This is a genomic window from Rhodococcus rhodochrous (assembly GCF_014854695.1).
Taxonomy (GTDB): Bacteria; Actinomycetota; Actinomycetes; order Mycobacteriales; family Mycobacteriaceae; genus Rhodococcus.
Window position 1 is genome coordinate 4,033,372 of the sequence record NZ_CP027557.1, and the last position, 18,290, is coordinate 4,051,661.

At 69.2% G+C, this 18,290-nt stretch carries 18 protein-coding genes; 6 read left to right on the forward strand and 12 right to left on the reverse strand.

Going from position 1 to position 18,290, the window contains the following annotated elements:
* Positions 1-321: 321 nt before the first annotated feature.
* From C6Y44_RS18495 to C6Y44_RS18505, 3 genes are read right to left on the reverse strand one after another with little or no spacing between them, the layout of a single operon-like run.
* Complete coding sequence (locus C6Y44_RS18495) at positions 322-855, reverse strand: DUF3558 domain-containing protein (protein WP_064060460.1); 534 nt, start codon at positions 853-855, stop codon at positions 322-324.
* Complete coding sequence (locus C6Y44_RS18500; RefSeq protein ID WP_404817767.1) at positions 852-1,403, reverse strand: DUF3558 domain-containing protein; 552 nt, start codon at positions 1,401-1,403, stop codon at positions 852-854. Before C6Y44_RS18500 ends, C6Y44_RS18495 begins: the two co-directional genes overlap by 4 nt.
* A 10-nt stretch (positions 1,404-1,413) precedes the next feature.
* Positions 1,414-2,043, reverse strand: coding sequence for a TetR/AcrR family transcriptional regulator (locus C6Y44_RS18505; protein ID WP_120280005.1), 630 nt, complete (start codon positions 2,041-2,043; stop codon positions 1,414-1,416).
* Positions 2,044-2,206: 163 nt separating this feature from the next.
* Between C6Y44_RS18505 and C6Y44_RS18510 the strand changes: the two genes are divergently transcribed.
* Positions 2,207-2,866 carry a TetR/AcrR family transcriptional regulator gene (locus C6Y44_RS18510; protein ID WP_159417774.1) on the forward strand — a complete coding sequence of 220 codons (660 nt, stop codon included), beginning with the start codon at positions 2,207-2,209 and terminating at the stop codon, positions 2,864-2,866.
* Here the strand turns inward: C6Y44_RS18510 and C6Y44_RS18515 are convergent.
* From C6Y44_RS18515 to C6Y44_RS18525, 3 genes are all read right to left on the reverse strand, one after another.
* Entirely contained in the window at positions 2,863-4,023 is a 1,161-nt protein-coding gene (locus tag C6Y44_RS18515; protein WP_192378507.1) for an acyl-CoA dehydrogenase family protein, read from the reverse strand. The two genes, C6Y44_RS18510 and C6Y44_RS18515, sit on opposite strands and share 4 nt — an antisense overlap.
* A 58-nt stretch (positions 4,024-4,081) precedes the next feature.
* Complete coding sequence (locus tag C6Y44_RS18520; protein ID WP_120280007.1) at positions 4,082-5,239, reverse strand: acyl-CoA dehydrogenase family protein; 1,158 nt, start codon at positions 5,237-5,239, stop codon at positions 4,082-4,084.
* A gap of 69 nt (positions 5,240-5,308) precedes the next feature.
* A complete protein-coding gene (locus C6Y44_RS18525) occupies positions 5,309-6,103 on the reverse strand; it encodes a TIGR03084 family metal-binding protein (protein ID WP_159417772.1) in 795 nt (264 codons plus the stop codon).
* A gap of 93 nt (positions 6,104-6,196) precedes the next feature.
* Between C6Y44_RS18525 and C6Y44_RS18530 the strand changes: the two genes are divergently transcribed.
* On the forward strand, positions 6,197-7,060 hold the full coding sequence (locus C6Y44_RS18530; protein WP_174247005.1) for an EamA family transporter: 864 nt from the start codon (positions 6,197-6,199) through the stop codon (positions 7,058-7,060).
* A 23-nt stretch (positions 7,061-7,083) separates the two neighbouring features.
* Here the strand turns inward: C6Y44_RS18530 and C6Y44_RS18535 are convergent, their stop codons facing one another.
* A complete protein-coding gene (locus C6Y44_RS18535; protein WP_159417771.1) occupies positions 7,084-7,977 on the reverse strand; it encodes a LysR family transcriptional regulator in 894 nt (297 codons plus the stop codon).
* Between the two features lie 101 nt (positions 7,978-8,078).
* Between C6Y44_RS18535 and C6Y44_RS18540 the strand changes: the two genes are divergently transcribed.
* Positions 8,079-9,104, forward strand: coding sequence for a YeiH family protein (locus tag C6Y44_RS18540; protein ID WP_159417770.1), 1,026 nt, complete (start codon positions 8,079-8,081; stop codon positions 9,102-9,104).
* Positions 9,105-9,141: 37 nt separating this feature from the next.
* Here the strand turns inward: C6Y44_RS18540 and C6Y44_RS18545 are convergent, their stop codons facing one another.
* The 4 genes from C6Y44_RS18545 to C6Y44_RS18560 all read right to left on the reverse strand — a co-directional run bounded on the left by C6Y44_RS18545 (position 9,142) and on the right by C6Y44_RS18560 (position 12,099).
* A complete protein-coding gene (locus C6Y44_RS18545) occupies positions 9,142-9,474 on the reverse strand; it encodes a DUF202 domain-containing protein (protein WP_120280011.1) in 333 nt (110 codons plus the stop codon).
* Between the two features lie 13 nt (positions 9,475-9,487).
* The gene (locus C6Y44_RS18550; protein WP_120280012.1) at positions 9,488-9,853 is read right to left on the reverse strand and encodes a YidH family protein; all 366 of its coding nucleotides are present in this window, start codon (positions 9,851-9,853) and stop codon (positions 9,488-9,490) included.
* Between the two features lie 24 nt (positions 9,854-9,877).
* Positions 9,878-10,333 carry a Rieske (2Fe-2S) protein gene (locus tag C6Y44_RS18555; RefSeq protein WP_120280013.1) on the reverse strand — a complete coding sequence of 152 codons (456 nt, stop codon included), beginning with the start codon at positions 10,331-10,333 and terminating at the stop codon, positions 9,878-9,880.
* A gap of 89 nt (positions 10,334-10,422) precedes the next feature.
* Positions 10,423-12,099: an FAD-dependent oxidoreductase gene (locus tag C6Y44_RS18560; protein ID WP_159417769.1), complete on the reverse strand. Its 1,677-nt coding sequence runs from the start codon at positions 12,097-12,099 to the stop codon at positions 10,423-10,425.
* Between the two features lie 167 nt (positions 12,100-12,266).
* On the opposite strand from C6Y44_RS18560, the gene C6Y44_RS18565 reads away from it, so the two are divergent.
* The 3 genes from C6Y44_RS18565 (at position 12,267) to C6Y44_RS18575 (ending at position 14,148) form a co-directional block, all read left to right on the forward strand.
* Positions 12,267-13,079, forward strand: a complete 813-nt coding sequence (locus C6Y44_RS18565) for an acyl-[acyl-carrier-protein] thioesterase (RefSeq protein ID WP_159417768.1) — start codon at positions 12,267-12,269, stop codon at positions 13,077-13,079.
* Positions 13,076-13,567 carry a SixA phosphatase family protein gene (locus C6Y44_RS18570; RefSeq protein ID WP_120283572.1) on the forward strand — a complete coding sequence of 164 codons (492 nt, stop codon included), beginning with the start codon at positions 13,076-13,078 and terminating at the stop codon, positions 13,565-13,567. The genes C6Y44_RS18565 and C6Y44_RS18570 overlap by 4 nt, the downstream gene beginning before the upstream one ends.
* Positions 13,568-13,653: 86 nt before the next feature.
* Positions 13,654-14,148 carry a nuclear transport factor 2 family protein gene (locus C6Y44_RS18575; protein WP_159417767.1) on the forward strand — a complete coding sequence of 165 codons (495 nt, stop codon included), beginning with the start codon at positions 13,654-13,656 and terminating at the stop codon, positions 14,146-14,148.
* A 77-nt stretch (positions 14,149-14,225) separates the two neighbouring features.
* Here the strand turns inward: C6Y44_RS18575 and C6Y44_RS18580 are convergent, their stop codons facing one another.
* Entirely contained in the window at positions 14,226-18,197 is a 3,972-nt protein-coding gene (locus C6Y44_RS18580) for a DNA-directed RNA polymerase subunit beta' (protein ID WP_120280017.1), read from the reverse strand.
* Positions 18,198-18,290: the final 93 nt, after the last annotated feature.

The following is an 18,290-nucleotide window of genomic DNA, read 5'->3' on the forward strand; positions in this document are numbered from 1 at the left end:
CCGGCTTTCTTCGTTGTCTGAAGCTGCTCACTTCGAGCAACCTCGGCTGTTCTGAAATTAGGGATCCATCGGTTGGGGCAAGAAAGCTGCTGCCCCGCACTCGCCCCTCGTGTGCACACGAGGTCGGGTGTGTCGCGTACCCCCACACAGGCAGCCGGGGGCTCGCTCCTGCAGATATCCACAGACCGCGCGCACGGCACTACCTCGCATAGGCACACAGACCGGCCCGGGCATGCCGGACACGACCCACAACGATACCCGGCGTGCGCGCATGAGGTCAAAGTGAGGAGCGCGCACCCTCCCGAGGATCCGCACACACCGTCAACTGCTGAGGTTCAGTGTGAGCCGGGCCAACGTAGCAGCAGCTTCACACGGGTCCGCTCCCCCGGAGGTGTACTGCACCCACCAGCCGAAGATGCCGGTCGTCGACGCCCCGGAACTGACCCCGCACGACAGCGGATCGCCGGGTCGGCGCATCTGCAGTGCCCGCCGGCCCTCGATGGTCGTGTTCTCGATCTCGTAACCGAGTCCCTCGGCGGCGGCGCGTTCGTGGTCGAGGGAACCGGTCTCGAACCAGTTGAAGGTGACCTTCACTACTCCCGTGGGTCCCTCACCGTCCCAGCGGCAGATCGCACCGAAGAATCCGCGATAGACGTAGTCCGCGCCCACGGCCTCGGCGATCTTCTCGTCGGCGACGGCATCGCACTCGGTGAGCAGCCGGGTGAACTCGGCGCCCGTGCCGCCGCCGATCCCCTCCGGGACGGCCCGCCCCTCGATGGTGCGGGTACATCCGGTGAGCAGAGCACCCGTCGTGAGGACGGTCGCGAATGCGGCGCACCAGCGGCGGGCGTTCACTTCTGCACCCTTTCCACACTCGTGGTGGCCAGGCCGCGAGCGACGACGCAGGCGTCGGCGACGGGCGTGAGGTTCGAGTACGAGACCGACCAGTGGACGAAGTCGCCGCCGAACTCCACGCCGATCTCGCACAGCGTCGTCTGCCCCAGGTCGTTCTGATAGGACCCCATGAAGCCGGACCGTCCCCCGATCTCGACGTCGGCGGCGGGCCTGCCGATGAGATCGGAGCCGGCGCGTTCGCGACCGATGGGACTTCCCCGGTACCACGAGAAGCTCACACTGGGGCCGCCGACGTAGATCTCCCACTCGCAGCCCACCGAGTTGCGCGTCACCGTCGTGAAACTGCCGAGACCGAAGGCCGCCGCCACCTCGTCGTCGGACATCGCGCCGCACTCGTCGAACAGCGGGCCGGGGTCGGTGACGGACGCGGTCGGCGAGGTCTCGACCTGTCCGGCGTCGTCGGAGTTCCCGCACGCCGCCGCACCGAGACCCATGAGACCGGCCGTCGCCACGGCAGCCGCCGTCCTTCCGATGCGCGGGAGAGGCATGGCGGGAAGACTACCGAGCCGGGCCCGCCTGTGTGCGACGACCCGAGGACTCCCGGAGCACCTCGTCGAGCTGCGCGGCCCAGTGCCGGACGATCTCCCGCCGGCGGGCCGAGTCGTCCGTCAGCACGTCGGCCAGGCCGAGGCCGCGCGCGAGATCCAGGGTCGCCTGCACCGTCCGGTGCACGACCGGGTCGGTGTCGTCGGCACCGAGCTGCTCGACGGCCACGGCGTGCGAGACACGCCCGAACTTCTCCTCGAGCGGCAGGAGCATCTCGCGCAGAGCCGGATCGGCCGCCGCGGCCGTCCACACCTGCAGGGCGGCCTTGAACATGTTGCCGGTGCACTGGTCGACGATGCGCTCGACCACCGCCTCCGTGCGGCCGACGCCCTCGGGCACGTCGAACGGCTCGGTGCGGACCCGTTCGATGCGACTGTCGAACATGAACTCGAGCGATGCGGTGATGAGATCCTCCCGGGTCGGGAAGTGATGCTGGGTGGCCCCGCGCGACACTCCTGCCCGCTCGGCGACCACACTCACTGTGGTTGCAGCCCAACCGGATTCGACGAGGCAGTCGATCGTCGCCTCGAGCAGTCGCCGCCGCGTGGCGCGGCTGCGGTCCTGCTTCGGTTCTCGCGCCATCGGGACTCCTGTTCCTGGCTGTCCTGTCACGACCCCCTGGTCACGACCGTTCCGTCACGACTGATCTTCCGCCGTGCGGGTATTCGTGCGACCCCGAGACCGTACGCAAAGCTCATCATCCGTACACTCGTATAACAGGTCGGGGTGAAAGGGGGAGCACCACGTGGCGACCATCGTCAGGCGCGAGGACTACTTCGACGCCGCGCTGGCCATCCTGGCCACCAACGACCATGCCGGACTCAAGCAGGCACGGTTGTGCAGTCACCTCGAGGTGACGACCGGCTCGTTCTACAACTATTTCGAGAGCTGGGCGCAGTTCAAGACCGAATTCCTCCAGCACTGGCTCGAGAGCCAGACGCTCCAGCTCGCCGCCGCGGCGCGCCTCGAGGGTTCGATGACCCGGCGGCTCCGGTTGCTCGTCGAATTCGCGTGCAGCCTCCCCCACTCCGCCGAGTCCGCGATCCGCGGTTGGTCGCACAGCGACTCCGGCGTCTACGAGGTGCAGAGCAAGGTCGACGACCTGCGGTACGCGGTGGTGGCCGAAGCGGTGGCCCGGTACCTCGGTTCGAGGGAACAGGCCGAGCGGTTCGCGCGACTGGCCCTGTACACGCTCGTGGGCTACCAGCAGACCGTGCCGCTGCAGGACGTGAGCTCGTTGCGGTGGTCCCTCGCTTACCTACTGGGCACCCTGCTTCCGGCGGAGGAAGCCAAGGGCCTCTTCCCGCCGGATTCCTTCCCGCCGAACGTCGGAACCTCCGGGTCCGAGGTATCGAACCCGGAAGTGTCCGACTCGGAAGCATCGAACACCGAAGCGTCGGCCTAGTACGACTTCGGCAGGCCCAGCGAGTGTTGGGCCACGAAGTTGAGGATCATCTCCCGGCTGACCGGCGCCACGCGTGCGATGCGCGCGGCGCCGAGCATCGCCGCGAGGCCGTACTCCCGGGTGAGACCGGCACCGCCGTGGGTCTGGATCGCCTGGTCCAGCGAGGCGATCGCGGCCTCACCCGCGGCGTACTTGGCCATGTTCGCGGCCTCGGCGGCCCCGAAGTCGTCGCCGCTGTCGTAGAGGACGGCGGCCTTCTGCATCATGAGCTTGGCGAGTTCGAGCTCGATCTTGCGCTGCGCCAGCGGGTGCGCGATGCCCTGGTGCGCACCGATGGGCTGTTTCCAGACGGTCCGCTCGTTGGCGTAGCGCACCGCGGCGTCGAGGGCGTACCGGCCCATACCCACCGCCATCGCCGCGCCCATGATCCGCTCGGGGTTCAGTCCGGCGAACAGCTGCATGAGCGCGGCCTCCGGCTCACCGACGAGTGCGTCGGCGGGAAGCCGGACGTCGTCGAAGAACAGGGAGAACTGGTAGTCCGGCTCGAGGATGTCCATCTCCATGGGCGTCTTCGTGAAGCCCGGAGCGTCGGTCGGCACGATGAACAGGGCCGGACGGAGCTTGCCGGTCTTCGCGTCCTCGGTGCGGGAGACGACGAGCACGGCGTCGGCCTGGTCGACACCGGAGATGTACACCTTGCTGCCGGAGAGGATCCAGTCGTCACCGTCACGGCGCGCGATCGTGGTGATGTTGTGCGAGTTGGATCCGGCATCGGCCTCGGTGATGCCGAAGGCCATGATGCGGGAGCCGTCGGCGAGCCCGGGCAGCCATTCCTGCTTCTGGGCGTCGGTGCCGTACTTGGAGATGATCGTGCCGCAGATGGCCGGCGAGACCACGACGAGCAGCAGCCCGGCGCCCTTCGCGGAGAGTTCCTCCTGCACCAGCGCGAGTTCGTAGATGCCGGCGCCGCCGCCTCCGTATTGCTCCGGAAGGTTCACGCCGAGGAAGCCGAGCTTGGCCGCCTCCGCCCACAATTCGGTGAGCGGCTGGTGCGCGCGCGACTTGGGAAGTACGTAGTCGACGTAGTTGTAGCGCTCGGCCAGAGCCGCTACCGCAGCGCGCAGTTCCTTCTGTTCTTCGGTCTCGATGATGCTCACGAGGATGCCTTCCGGGTCGGGTGAGAGGACGCGCGGCCGTGGACGGTCGCGTGAAGGATCAGGTGGGTCGGACGCCGTAACCCAGCCGCTTGGCTGCGAGTTCGGTGAGGATCTCGGTGGTGCCACCGCCGATGCCGAGGATGCGCATGTCGCGGTACTGCCGTTCGACCTCGGATTCGGCCATGTACCCGAGGCCGCCGAACAACTGGACCGCTTGGTTGGCGACCCACTCGCCGGCCTCGACCGCGGTGTTCTTCGCGAAACACACCTCGGCGATCAGGTCGGTCTCCCCCGCCACGGCGCGCTCGGTGACGTGGCGGGTGTAGACGCGCGCGACGTCGATGCGACGCGCCATCTCGGACAGCGTGCGCTGCACGGCCTGGCGGGTGATCAGTGGCCGGCCGAAGGTCTCGCGGTCGCGGCACCACGCGACCGTCAGGTCCAGGCACCGCTGCGCACCCGAATAGGCCTGGGCGGCGAGGGCGATCCGCTCGGAGACGAAACCCTGTGCGATCTGCCAAAATCCGGTGTTCTCCGTGCCGACGAGGTTGGTGACCGGTACGCGGACGTCGGCGAAGGACAACTCGGCGGTGTCCGACGCGCGCCAGCCCATCTTGTCGAGCTTGCGGGAGACGGTGAAACCCGGTGTGCCCTTCTCGATCACGAGCAGCGAGACTCCCCCGGCGCCGGGACCTCCGGTGCGGACGGCGGTGACCACGAAGTCGGCGCGGCATCCCGAGGTGATGTAGGTCTTCGCGCCGTTGACGACGTAGTGGTCGCCGTCGCGCACCGCAGTGGTGGTCAGATGGCCGACGTCCGATCCTCCGCCCGGTTCGGTGATCGCGAGGGACCCGATGAGTTCGCCTGCGAGAGTGGGCCGTACCCACCGGTCGATCTGATCGGGATCACCGGCCGCGATGAGGTGCGGCAGCGCGATGCCGCACGTGAACAGCGACGCGAACGCACCGCCCGAGGCACCCGCCTCGTGGAACGCCTCACACACGGTGAGCGTGTCGGCACCGTCACCGCCGGAGCCACCGACCTCCTCGGGGAATCCCGCGCCGAGCAGGCCGATCTTCGCGGCCTCGACGTGCAGTTCGCGGGGCAGTTCGCCGGCGCGCTCCCAGTCGTCGAGGCGGGGCAGGATCTCGCGCTTCACGAAACCGGTGACGGTCTCGCGCAGGGCGAGGCGCTCGGGGGTGGTCCACATGCTCACGATGTCTCCGATGGTGTTCGGGCCGAAGAAGTCTCGGCCGGAGGTGTCTCGACTGTGGGGCGGGTGGTCTCAGGAGGCGGGCGCGCCGGGCTCGCGCCCGGCGCCGGGGGCACCGGCGAAGGCCTGCGCGAGGCCGAGCCATTCCTCCGCGTCCGGGCCGTCGGTGACGAGGGCGGTGTCGTCGCGGTGGATGCGCTGGGTGACGAGCAGGCAGAAGTCGAGGGCCGGGCCGGTGACCGACTGCGCCGCGTCCTCCGGACCCCATTCCCAGCTGTCCCCGCCGGGGGCGGTGAGCACCACACGGAACGGCTCGGCCGGAGGCTTCCGGTCGCGGATGACGTACGCGAAGTCGCGCGTCCGCACACCCAGGTGCGCGATGTTCTTCAGGCGCGCGGTGGGCGTGCGGGTGACGCCGAGGGCGTCTGCGACGTCTCCCCCGTGCGCCCAGGTCTCCATGAGCCGGGCGGTTGCCATCGACGCCGGGGACATCGGCGGCCCGAACCACAGGATCTTCGTACCGCGCGGGAGCTCGGCGAGCGCGTCGGCGAGTTCGCGTCGGGTGTCACGCCAGTCGGCGAGCAACTCCGCGGGCGGCCGCCCCGCCTGTTCCTCGGCACCGACGTCGACGAATCCCAGCGGGTCGCCGAATGCCGCTTCGACCATCTTCACGAAGGCGTCCGGGTCGCGCACGGCGGTGAGCGCCGCCCGGTCGGTCCACAGCAGGTGACCGATCTGGTGAGCGATGGTCCAGCCCTCCGCCGGGGTGGGCAGTGCCCAACTCCCATCGGGCAGGTTCGCGACGAGAGCGTCGAGATCGTCGCCCTCCGCGCGGAGATCGTCGAGCACGGTGCGCAGATCGGACATGCGGCAAGCGTCACACGTCACAGCCCCAAAATCAAGCACTGGTGATTGTTTTTGCGGCAGGCGTCGTCCGGGCCCGTCGGACAGACTGACGGGATGGCCGACGATTCCCGCACGCACACCGTCGGGCCTGTCGTCGCGGTCCTCACCGCGGTGCTGTCGATGCAGTTCGGGGCGGCCTTCGCCGCGACGCTGTTCGACCGGGCGGGCGCCCTCGGCACGGTGACCCTGCGCCTGCTGTTCGCGGCCGTGATCCTCTGCGCGTTCACCCGGCCCCGGCCGCGGACGTGGACACCGGCACAGTGGCGGGCGGTGGTGACACTGGGCGCGAGTCTCGCGCTGATGAACACGGCGTTCTACGGGGCGTTGACGCGACTGCCGCTCGCCGCGACCGTCACCATCGAATTCCTCGGCCCTCTCGGGCTGGCCGCGATCCTGTCCCGACGTGTGCGCGACGCTCTGTGGGTGGTGCTCGCGCTGAGCGGGGTGGTCCTGCTCGGCGTCGGCGACGGTGCCGGGTTGTCCACCGGTCTCGATCCGCTCGGAGTCGCCTTCGCGCTGGTCGCCGCATCGGGGTGGGCCTGGTACATCGTCGCCGGCTCACGTATGGCGACGACCCTGCCCGGGTCTGCAGGGCTGGCCGGGGCCACGACGATCGCGGCCGTCGTCGTCCTGCCGTTCGGCGCGGCGACGGCCGGCACCGAACTCCTCCGGCCCGACCTCGTGCTCGCAGGACTCGCCGTGGCGCTGCTGTCGTCGGCGATCCCGTACACCCTCGAGATCCGTGCCCTGCGCGACCTGCCGAAGAAGGTGTTCGCGATCCTCATCGCGCTCGAGCCCGCCGCCGCAGCGCTCGCCGGAGCTCTGGTGCTGGGGCAGGTCGTCGAACCTCTCGCCCTCGCGGGTATCGCACTCGTGGTGGTCGCCGGGGCCGGTGCGTTGCAGCACTCGCGCGCGTGACCCGGCGCCGGACGTAGGACCGGTCAGCGGGTACGGGTGATCAGTCGGACCAACTCCCCCGCCGGACCGGACAACGCCCGCGGCGGCCTCCAGACCGCGCGGAGCACACGCTGTAGGTCGAGTCCGTCCACCGCGACCGCGACGAGCCGACCGGACTCCAGGTACTCCTCCACCGCGAGGGTGCTCAGCACCGCCGGGCCCGTGCCCCCGAGCACGCTCGTGCGGACCGCGGCTCCGCTCCCGAGTTCGAGCAGCGGTGCGGCCCGGTCGTACTCCTGCAACGCGAGGTCGAGGGTGCGGCGGGTACCGGACCCCTCCTCACGGACGACCAGTGGTGTCGCCGCGAGTTCGGCCACGGTGAGCGGGCGCCGCCGCCGCGCCCAGGGATGCTGCGGCGGGACGACCACGACCAAGCGGTCGCGTGCCACCGCGACACTGTGCAGTCCCTCCGGAACCGTCGGCCCCTCGACGAACCCGACGTCGCATCCGCCCTCGGCGACGACATCACACACCCGCATCGAGTTGTGGACCTGCAACTGGATCTGGACGTCGTCGCGGAGCGTGCGGAAGGCGCCGAGCCACCGCGGGATGAGGTGTTCGGCGACCGTCATCGACGCCGCGACCACCAGTTCGGGTTGCTGCTCGACACGCAGTGCTGCAGCGGCGTCGAGGAGGCGTTCCGCATCGGCCAGGACCTCCCGCGCCCAGTGCGCGACCACCGTGCCCTCCGGGGTGAGCACCGAACCCGTCCGGCCCCGCCGCACGAGGACCGCGCCGAGTTGCCGTTCGAGCCGGCGCAGCATGCGGGTCGCGTTGGGTTGGGCGAGACCGGCCGCGCGGGCCGCGGCGCCGAGCCCACCCCGGTCGTCGACCCCGACGAGCAGTTCCAGAGCGACGAGATCCGGCCAGTTGGTCATGCACGAACGATATGCCGTACCCGCTACTCATATCCATTCGATATGACCTCATGTCCGATCGGCGGCTGGTGCGGACACCGCTGCGACGGAAGAGTCGAGGCATGCTCACCGTCCACGCGCCCGCATCCCGGCCCACCGTCGTCCCGGGGCTCCTGGTGGCCGCGGCAGGCGCGGTCGTCGCGTTGGGAACGACGCACCTGATCCCCGGGGCGAGTCCGCTGCTCGTCGCGATCGTCCTGGGTGTGGTCGTGGCGAACGTCGGTCTGCCCGCCCCGGTGGTCGAGGTTCTGGAGCCGGGCCTGGGTATGGCGGCGAAGCGTCTCCTCCGAGTGGGCGTCGCCCTGCTCGGCGTGCAACTCGCGGTCTCCGATCTCGTCGGCCTCGGGTGGGGCACAGCGGTCGTCGCGGCGGCCGTCGTCGTCGCGGGCATCTGCGGGTCGCTCGCCTTCGGCCGGTGGCTCGGGGTGGGCTGGACCCAGCGCCTGCTCATCGCGTGCGGTTTCTCGATCTGCGGAGCTGCGGCCGCGGCGGCGGTCGACGGTGTGATCGATTCGCGCAAACGCGAACTCGTCACCACCGTCGCATTGGTGGTCGTCTTCGGCACCGCGATGATCCCGCTCGTTCCGCTCGCCGCGGGCATGCTCGGGCTGACTCCCGGGACCGCCGGTCTGTGGGCGGGTGCGGCGATCCACGAGGTCGCCCAGGTGGTCGCGACCGGCACCGCCCTCGAAGCCACCGCCGGTGGGGTGCTCGCCGCGGCGGTGACGGTCAAGCTCGCGCGGGTGGCACTGCTGGCCCCGGTCGTGGCGATCGTCGGGGTGATCGCCCGACGGCGCGGTGACGGTCGCCGAGACGAGCGCACTCCCCCGATCGTGCCGGTCTTCCTGCTCGGCTTCCTCGCGTGCGTCGCACTGCGCTCGACCGGACTGCTCGATCCGATCGTGGTGGAGACTACGGGGACGGTGCAGCGCGCGTTGCTGACCGTCGCCATGTTCGCCCTGGGCGCCGGGGTGCGCCGGGAAGTCCTCCGCGGCGTCGGATGGCGCCCGATCGCACTCGCGGCAGCGGCGACCGTCTGGGTCGCCGCGATAGCGCTGATCGGCGTGTCGTCACTCGGCGGGCAGTGAGTATCGGCGGGCAGTGAGGATCAGCGGGCGGTGACGATCAGCGGGCAGTGACGATCAGTACGGCCGACGAGATCGCGAGCACCACGACCGTGGCGGAGACCGAGACGTTGCGCCACCAGAAATAGGGCGCGCGACCCGCGACCAGACCGCGCACCCGCGCGCGGTGACCGATCCGGGAGGCGAGCAGCACCGCGAGCACGGGCACGAGGCAGATCAGGCCGATCGTCGCGACCACGGCACCCGGGCCGGGCACGAACCGCATGAATCCGAGCACCACCGCACCGAGCACCGAGGCGGTGCGCAGCCACGCCAGACTCGTCCGTTCGGGCTGCAGACCTGCGTCGCCGTGCCGCAGATCGTCCCCGCTCACGATGCCGCTCGTCTCACCGGGCGATCGCGACGGCGAGCACGACCCCCGAGACCCCCAGGGCCAGGGCGAGGAAGTAGGCCACCCACGGCACCGGGAGTGCGCGTCCGGTGCGCATCGCGTGCTCGACGCGGTGCCAGCGGATCAGCGCGAACACCGTGAGCACGGCGGCGAATCCGAGCAACGCACACGCCAGCACCGTGCGGAGCCCCTCCGACACGATGCCGCCCGCGAAGGTCTCCAGCGCGACCGCCGCGGCGATGACGCCGAGCGCGGTCCGCACCCACGCCAGGAAGGTGCGCTCGTTGGCCAGCGTGAAACGAGGGTCCGGGTCCGTACCGTCACGCAGCGCCTTCGGGCGCCAGCCTCCGCTGGTCTCCACGGAGCGGACTCTATCCCGGACCGATCAGCCCACGACGAGATCGGACCCGCGCGCCGCCACGGGACGGGTCTTCAGCGGCCGCTTCGCAGGTCCTTCGACCGGGGCGCCGTCGAGGTCGTACCGGCTGCCGTGGCACGGGCAGATGATGCGCTCACCCTCGACACCGCTGAGATTGCAGCCCTGATGGGTGCAGATCGCGATGAACGCGCGGAAGTCGCCCTCTGCGGGCTGAGTGACGACGAGCCTCTTCGATTCGAGCATGACGCCCCCGCCGACCGGCACGTCCGCGACGGCGGCGACGACCTCCGCGTCGGGTCCGGGAGGCGCCGTCGTGGTCGGTGCGGGCACCGCCGATCGCGCCTCGCCGGTGTCGCCGGACGATCCGCAGGCCGTGAGGGCCGCGCCGGCCGCCACCACACCGGCGCCGCCGATGAGAGTGCGGCGTGTGAGCGCCGTGCGGTCGAGATTGTCGCTGCTCATGCACATGTCCGTTCGGGTCGGGATTCGGTTCTCCCGAGCCTATCGACGAACGCCCGGGCGGGCCGCGACCTGCGTCACCCGCAGCTCGGTCAGCGGCGCAACGAGGCGAGCAGCGGAAGACGGCGTCGGCGACGACCGAGTTCGACGAGGGTCTCGCGATCGGTGATCTTGACGCGGGGCCGGCCCTGGGCTCGTCCGGCCTGCCGCTCGGCGGCGTCGATGGTCTTCCAGCCGTGCAGGTCCACTCGATCGGGCCTGCGCTGTGTGAGCAACCGGTTCAGCGCCCGGCGGTCTCCGCGGGGAGCGGCGAGTGCACCGGAGTCGAAGTCGGCCAGCAGCGCCGCGACGGTCTCCTTCGCGCATCCCTTGTTGGTGCCGATGACGCCGCTCGGCCCGCGCTTGGCCCACCCGGTGACGTAGACGCCGGCGCCCACACGACCGCCGGTGTTGGGAACGACCCCGCGGACGTCGTCGAAGGGCACACCCGGAAGCGGAACGCCGCGATAGCCGATCGACCGGAGTACGAGCGTGGCGGGTGAGTCCTCGAACCGGCCGGTGGGGCGGGCGGTGAGGCGGCCACCGTCGTCGACGAGTTCGGTGCGTTCGATCCGCACGCCGGTCACGTGGTCGTCGCCGAGCAGTTCACTCGGCGCGGCGAGGTACCGGAAGACGATGCGGCGGTGCCCGGGACGGACGGGCCGTCCGGCGTACTCACGGGCGAGACGGACACGCAGCGCGGTCGCGGCGTCCTCCTCCACGGCCCGGGCGCTCACCGGATCGAGTTCGAGGTCGGCGTCGTCGACGACGACGTCGACCCCGGTGAGGTCGCCGAGTGCGAGGAACTCCGGATTGCTGTACGCGGCCTGCGCCGGGCCGCGTCGGCCGAGCAGGACGACCTCGCGGATGTTGCTCTCCCGCAGCGCCTTCAAAGCGTGGTCGGCGATGTCGGTGCGCGCCAGTTCGTCGACGTCCATGGTGAGGATCCGCGCGACATCGAGGGCGACGTTGCCGTTGCCGACGATGACGGCGCGTTCGCCGGACAGATCGAAGGTGCGGTCGGCGTAGTCGGGGTGGCCGTTGTACCAGGCGACGAACTCGGTGGCGGCGTGGCTGCCGGGCAGGTCCTCGCCCGCGATCCCGAGTCGGCGGTCGGACGACGCACCGGTCGCATAGATCACGGCGTGGTGATGCTCGAGCAGTTCGGCGTGAGTGATGTCGCGTCCGATCTCGGTGGCGAGGTGCAGGGCGAACTCCTCGCGCCGGAACGACCATTCGAACGATTCCGTGACCGCCTTGGTCCCCGGATGGTCGGGGGCGACACCGGCGCGCACGAGGCCGAAGGGAGTCGGGAGCCGGTCGAACATCTCGACCTCGACGTCGGACCGTTCGAGCAGTTCCTGGGCGGCGTAGCAGGCCGCGGGGCCGGCGCCGACGATGGCGACCCGCAGCGTTCCGCGATCGCGCGGAGGCGCCGGGACGGGCACGAGGGGCTGCCACCCCTCCGGCGCCGGGTGATCCTCGTACCAGGCCGCGTTGATCTCGGCGAACCGCTTCTGGGAGGGATCGAGCTTGTCCTCGGGCAGGATCGCCTCGACCGGGCACGCGTCGGCGCAGGCGCCGCAGTCGATGCAGGTCTTCGGATCGATGTGCAGCATCTCGGCGGTGGCGAACTCGGGCTCGTCCGGCGAGGGGTGGATGCAGTTCACGGGGCAGACCGCGACGCAGCTCGCGTCGTTGCAGCAGGTCTGGGTGATCACATAGGCCATGGGAAGAGTCCTCGGCAGCCGGGCGGAGCGTCCGCGATTTTCATGTAACGATCCGTAACAGTTAATTCGACTGTAGCGGCTGCCACCGCGGGTTCGCAAGAGAACCTGCGACCCACCCACCGAAGCTGCGAGAATCGCACGATCGGACATCCGAACCGGGGGGACACATGGCCACGTCGACGCCGAGCACCGACCTGCCTCGGACACGACCGCTGACGGAACTGCCCGAGGAGGCGGACCCCTTCTCCACCGAGCGCACCGTCCGCACCGGCGACGTCGACACCGGCAAGCGACTGCGACTCGACGGCATCGCCCGCTATCTCCAGGACATCGGCACCGACAACCTCGCCGCCGTCGGCGCGTCCGAGACCGACCCGCTCTGGATCGTCCGGCGCACGATCGTCGACGTGCACCGCCCCGCCGAGTACGGCCGCACGCTCCGGCTGCGACGCTGGTGCGACGCCCTGTCGACACGATGGGCGAACGTGCGGGTCCGCCTCGACGATCCCGACGACGCCCCGAACGGCCCACTGATCGAGACCGCGGCGTTCTGGATCGACATCGGCCCCACCACCGGAGCCCCCACCCGGATCAGCGACGGCCTGTTCGAGCACATGGCCCGCTATGCGCACGACACGCGCCTGAAGTGGACGGCGTGGCTGCCCGGTCGCGCACCCGACGCGGCCGACGACGAACGGGTCTTCCCTCTGCGCGCCACCGACCTCGATCCGTTCGGGCACGTCAACAATGCCGTCTACTGGCACGGCCTCGAGGAGCTCCTGCCCCTCCGGCCGGACGTCCCGGACGCGCCGTACCGGGCGGTGATCGAACACCTGCACCCCGTCGCCGCCGGTGAGACCCTCACACTGCGGACGACCTTGCGAGAGGACGGACTGACGGTCTGGTTCACGGTCGAGGATCACACTCGCGCGGTCGCGTGGATCGGCCGGGAACCGGACGCTCTACGGTGGACCCCATGACCCGTACCCTGATCTTGCTGCGCCACGGCAAGTCCGCGTACCCGGACGACGTGGACGATCACGAGCGTCCCCTCTCTCCCCGCGGACGCCGCGAGGCCGGACTCGCCGGTCGCTGGATCCGGGCGAACCTGCCCGAGGTGGACGCCGTTCTGTGCTCCACCGCGACCCGGACGCGCAAGACACTCGCCGAGGCGGCGGTCGAGGCTCCCGTCGAGTACCGCGACAGCCTGTACCACGCCGATCCGGAATCCCTGGTCGCCGAGATCCGGGGAACGGCCGACGACGTGCAGACCCTGCTCGTCGTCGGGCACGAGCCGACCCTCTCCGCGACCGTCCTCGGGCTCATCACGGATCACAGCACCGACGCTGCCCATCAGGTGGCCGAGAAGTTCCCCACCTCCGCGATCGCGGTCCTCACGGTGAGCGGATCCTGGTCCGAACTGTCGCGAGGCACGGCCGAACTCGTGGACTTCCACATCCCACGCTGACCCACCCCGAGCGCAACCGCCGCGGCACCTCTCGGTATGGCATTCTCCTGCATGAGAATGACCTTTCCGAATCATCAGGAGATGCCGTGACCGATGTCGAACGACTCGCCGCGACCGTCGAACAGCTGACCGAACGTGTCCGCCTGCTCGAGGACCGGATCGAGATCATGCAGCTCGTCGCCCAGTACGGACCCGCCGTCGACAGCGGTTCCGGCGACGCCGCTGCCGCGCTGTGGACCGAGGACGGACTCTTCGACGCCGTCCCCCAACGACGGATGGAGGGTCCCGCCGAGATCGCCGCCATGGTGCACGGACCCGGCCACCGCAGCCTCATCGAGAACGGATGCGGGCACGTCCTGACGGTTCCGCACATCGAGATCGACGGCGACGAGGCGACCGGCAGAAGCTACGCGCTCAACATCCGGTGGGACGCCGAGAACGACCTCTTCCGGGTCGCGCGAGTCTCCGCCAACACCTGGCGCTGGGTCCGCACCCCCGAGGGATGGCGGACCGCCGAACGCATCAATGCCAACCTCGACGGCACCCCCGCCCACCGCGAGATGCTCGCACCGAAGCAATGACGGCCCCCCACACATGACGAAGGCCCCGCCCCCGAAGAGAAGAGGGCGGGACCTTCGTCGTCTACTACGGCAGCGAACTACCGGTAGTCGTTGGAGTAACCGTAGTCATCCAGCGGCACTGCAGCGCCGGTGTTCTGGCCGAAGCCGTCCGGCGAGTAGTACTGGTCGTCGTACGCCGGGATGGCGTACGCGGCCGCGCGGGCCTCCTCGGTCGGCTGAACCTCGATGTTCCGGTACTTGTTGATACCGGTACCGGCGGGGATCAGCTTGCCGATGATCACGTTCTCCTTGAGACCGATCAGCTTGTCCGAGCGGCAGTTGATCGCCGCGTCGGTGAGCACGCGAGTGGTCTCCTGGAAGGACGCCGCCGACAGCCACGAGTCGGTGGCCAGCGACGCCTTCGTGATGCCCATGAGGACCGGACGGCCGGCAGCCGGCTCGCCACCCTCCTGGACCACACGACGGTTCGCAGCCTCGAACTCGCTGCGCTCGACGAGCGAACCGGGCAGGAACTCCGTCGAGCCCGAGTCGATGATCGTCACGCGACGCAGCATCTGGCGCACGATGACCTCGATGTGCTTGTCGTGGATCGACACGCCCTGGCTCCGGTAGACCTCCTGGACCTCGTGGACCAGGTGCACCTGAACCTGACGCGGGCCCATCACGCGCAGCACCTCGTGCGGATCGGCAGAGCCCTCGAGGAGCTGCTGACCGACCTCCACGTGGTCGCCGTCCGCGAGCACGCCCTCGGTGCCGTCGGCCTTGCGGATGACGTGCAGACGCTGACGCTTGGACAGCTTGTCGTACACGACCTCCTCGCCACCGTCGTCGGGGATGATCGTGATCTTGTAGAAACGATCGTCGTCCTCGAGACGGATGCGGCCGGAGACGTCGGCGATCGGGGCCTTGCCCTTGGGGACGCGGGCCTCGAACAGCTCCTGGACGCGGGGCAGACCACCGGTGATGTCCTCACCGACGCCACCCTGGTGGAAGGTACGCATCGTCAGCTGCGTACCGGGCTCACCGATCGACTGGGCGGCGACGATACCGACGGCCTCGCCGATGTCGACGAGCTTGCCCGTCGCCATCGAGCGTCCGTAGCAGGTCGCGCACACGCCGGTGCCGGTGTCGCAGGTCAGGACCGAGCGGACCTTGACCTTCTGGATACCGGCCTCGAGCAGCGCCTCGATCGCCGGGTCGCCCAGGTCGGAACCACGCTCGACGACGACGTTGCCGTTCGCGTCGACCGCGTCCGTCGCCAGCGTACGGGCGTAGGTGCTGGTCTCGATGTGAGCGTCGCGCACGAGCTCACCGGTCGGCTGACCGGTCGCGTCGCGTGCGAGCTCGGCGATGGTCATCTCGATGCCGCGCGGCGTGCCGCAGTCGACCTCGCGGACGATGACGTCCTGCGAGACGTCGACCAGACGACGGGTCAGGTAACCCGAGTCGGCGGTACGGAGAGCGGTGTCGGCCAGACCCTTACGCGCACCGTGCGTGTTGATGAAGTACTCGGCGACGGTCAGGCCCTCACGGAAGGAGGACTTGATCGGGCGCGGGATGAACTCGCCCTTCGGGTTCGTCACCAGACCCTTCATGCCCGCGAGCGATCGGATCTGGGTCATGTTGCCCGCAGCACCGGACTTGACGATCGTGGGGATCGGGTTGTCGTCCGGGTAGTGCGCCTCCATGACCTGACCGACCTCTTCGGTCGCTTCCTGCCACAGCTTGACGAGCGAATCGCGACGCTCGTCCTCCGAGAGCTTTCCTCGGTCGTACTGCCGCTGGATGGCGTCGGCCTGCGTCTCGTACCGCTCGAGGATGTCCTTCTTCTCCGGCGGAACGAGCACGTCCGCCATCGAGATGGTGACACCCGAACGCGTGGCCCAGTAGAAGCCGGCGTCCTTGAGCTTGTCGACGGTCTGCGCGACGACGATCATCGGGTACCGCTCGGCCAGGTCGTTGATGATCGCGGCCTGGCGCTTCTTCGGCATGATGTCGTTGACGAACGCGTAGTTCGCCGGCAGCAGCTCGTTGAACAGCACGCGACCGAGAGTGGTCTGCGTGGTCCACGGCTGACCGAACTTCCAGCCCTCCGGGAACAGCTCGTTCTCGACGTCGCGCGGCGGACGCAGCTGGGTCAGGCGCACCTTGATCGGAGCCTGAACCGACAGCACGCCGCGGTCCACCGCCATCTGGGCCTCGGCCGGCGACGAGTAGACGCCCTGCTCGGGCTCGTCGGCGGTCGCGGCCTTGTAGGCGCCGGGGGCGTCCTCGACCAGACGGGTCAGGTGGAACAGACCCGTCACCATGTCCAGACGCGGCATGGCGAGCGGGCGGCCCGATGCCGGCGACAGGATGTTGTTCGACGACAGCATCAGGATGCGGGCCTCGGCCTGCGCCTCCGCGGACAGCGGGAGGTGCACGGCCATCTGGTCGCCGTCGAAGTCGGCGTTGAAGGCCTCACACACGAGGGGGTGCAGCTGGATGGCCTTGCCCTCGACGAGCTGCGGCTCGAACGCCTGGATACCGAGGCGGTGCAGCGTGGGAGCACGGTTCAGCAGAACCGGGTGCTCATTGATGACCTCTTCGAGGACGTCCCACACCTGCGGGCGCTGACGCTCGACCATGCGCTTGGCGGACTTGATGTTCTGCGCGTGGTTGAGGTCGACGAGACGCTTCATCACGAACGGCTTGAACAGCTCGAGCGCCATGAGCTTCGGCAGACCGCACTGGTGCAGCTTGAGCTGCGGACCGACGACGATGACCGAACGGCCCGAGTAGTCGACGCGCTTACCGAGCAGGTTCTGACGGAAGCGGCCCTGCTTGCCCTTGAGCAGATCGGACAGCGACTTGAGCGGACGGTTACCGGGACCGGTGACCGGCCGGCCACGACGGCCGTTGTCGAACAGGGCGTCGACCGACTCCTGCAGCATCCGCTTCTCGTTGTTGACGATGATCTCGGGGGCACCGAGGTCGATCAGTCGCTTGAGGCGGTTGTTGCGGTTGATGACGCGGCGGTACAGGTCGTTGAGGTCGGAGGTCGCGAAGCGGCCACCGTCGAGCTGCACCATCGGACGCAGTTCCGGCGGGATCACCGGCACGGCGTCGAGCACCATGCCCATGGGCGAGTTGCCGGACTGCTGGAACGCCGCCACGACCTTCAGGCGCTTGAGAGCACGGAGCTTCTTCTGGCCCTTGCCGCTGCGGATGGTCTCGCGCAGCGACTCGGCCTCGGCGTCGATGTCGAAGTTCTCGATGAGCTTCTGGATCGCCTCGGCACCCATGGCACCGGTGAAGTACTCGCCGTAGCGGTCCTGGAGCTCGCGGTAGATCATCTCGTCGACGATCAGATCCTTCGGCTTCAGCTTCGTGAAGGTCGTCCAGATCTCGTCGAGACGGTCGAGCTCGCGCTGCGCACGGTCGCGGAGCTGACGCATCTCGCGCTCGCCGCCGTCCTTGACCTTGCGGCGGACGTCGGACTTGGCGCCCTCGGCCTCGAGTTCGGCGAGGTCGGCTTCGAGCTTCTGCGCACGGGCCTCGAGGTCGGCGTCGCGCTGGTCGGCGACCGACTTCTTCTCGACCTCCATCTCGGCTTCGAGAGTGGAGAGCTCGTTGTGGCGCAGCTCGTCGTCGACCGACGTGATGACGTACGCGGCGAAGTAGATGATCTTCTCGAGATCCTTCGGCGCGAGGTCGAGCAGGTAGCCGAGACGGCTCGGCACACCCTTGAAGTACCAGATGTGCGTCACCGGAGCGGCGAGCTCGATGTGGCCCATGCGCTCACGGCGGACCTTGGCGCGGGTCACCTCGACGCCGCAGCGCTCGCAGATGATGCCCTTGAAGCGGACACGCTTGTACTTGCCGCAGTAGCACTCCCAGTCCCGGGTGGGACCGAAGATCTTCTCGCAGAACAAGCCGTCCTTCTCGGGCTTGAGCGTGCGGTAGTTGATTGTCTCGGGCTTCTTGACCTCGCCGTACGACCAGTTACGGATGTCCTCGGCGGTGGCCAGGCCGATCCGGAGTTCATCGAAGAAGTTGACGTCGAGCACGTAACTTCCTTTCCCCTGTGCGGGTTGTATTGCTGCTAGTTGTCGCTATCGCTGCCGGGGCCCGACGCGGTACGCGCCCGGTGGTGTCGGGGT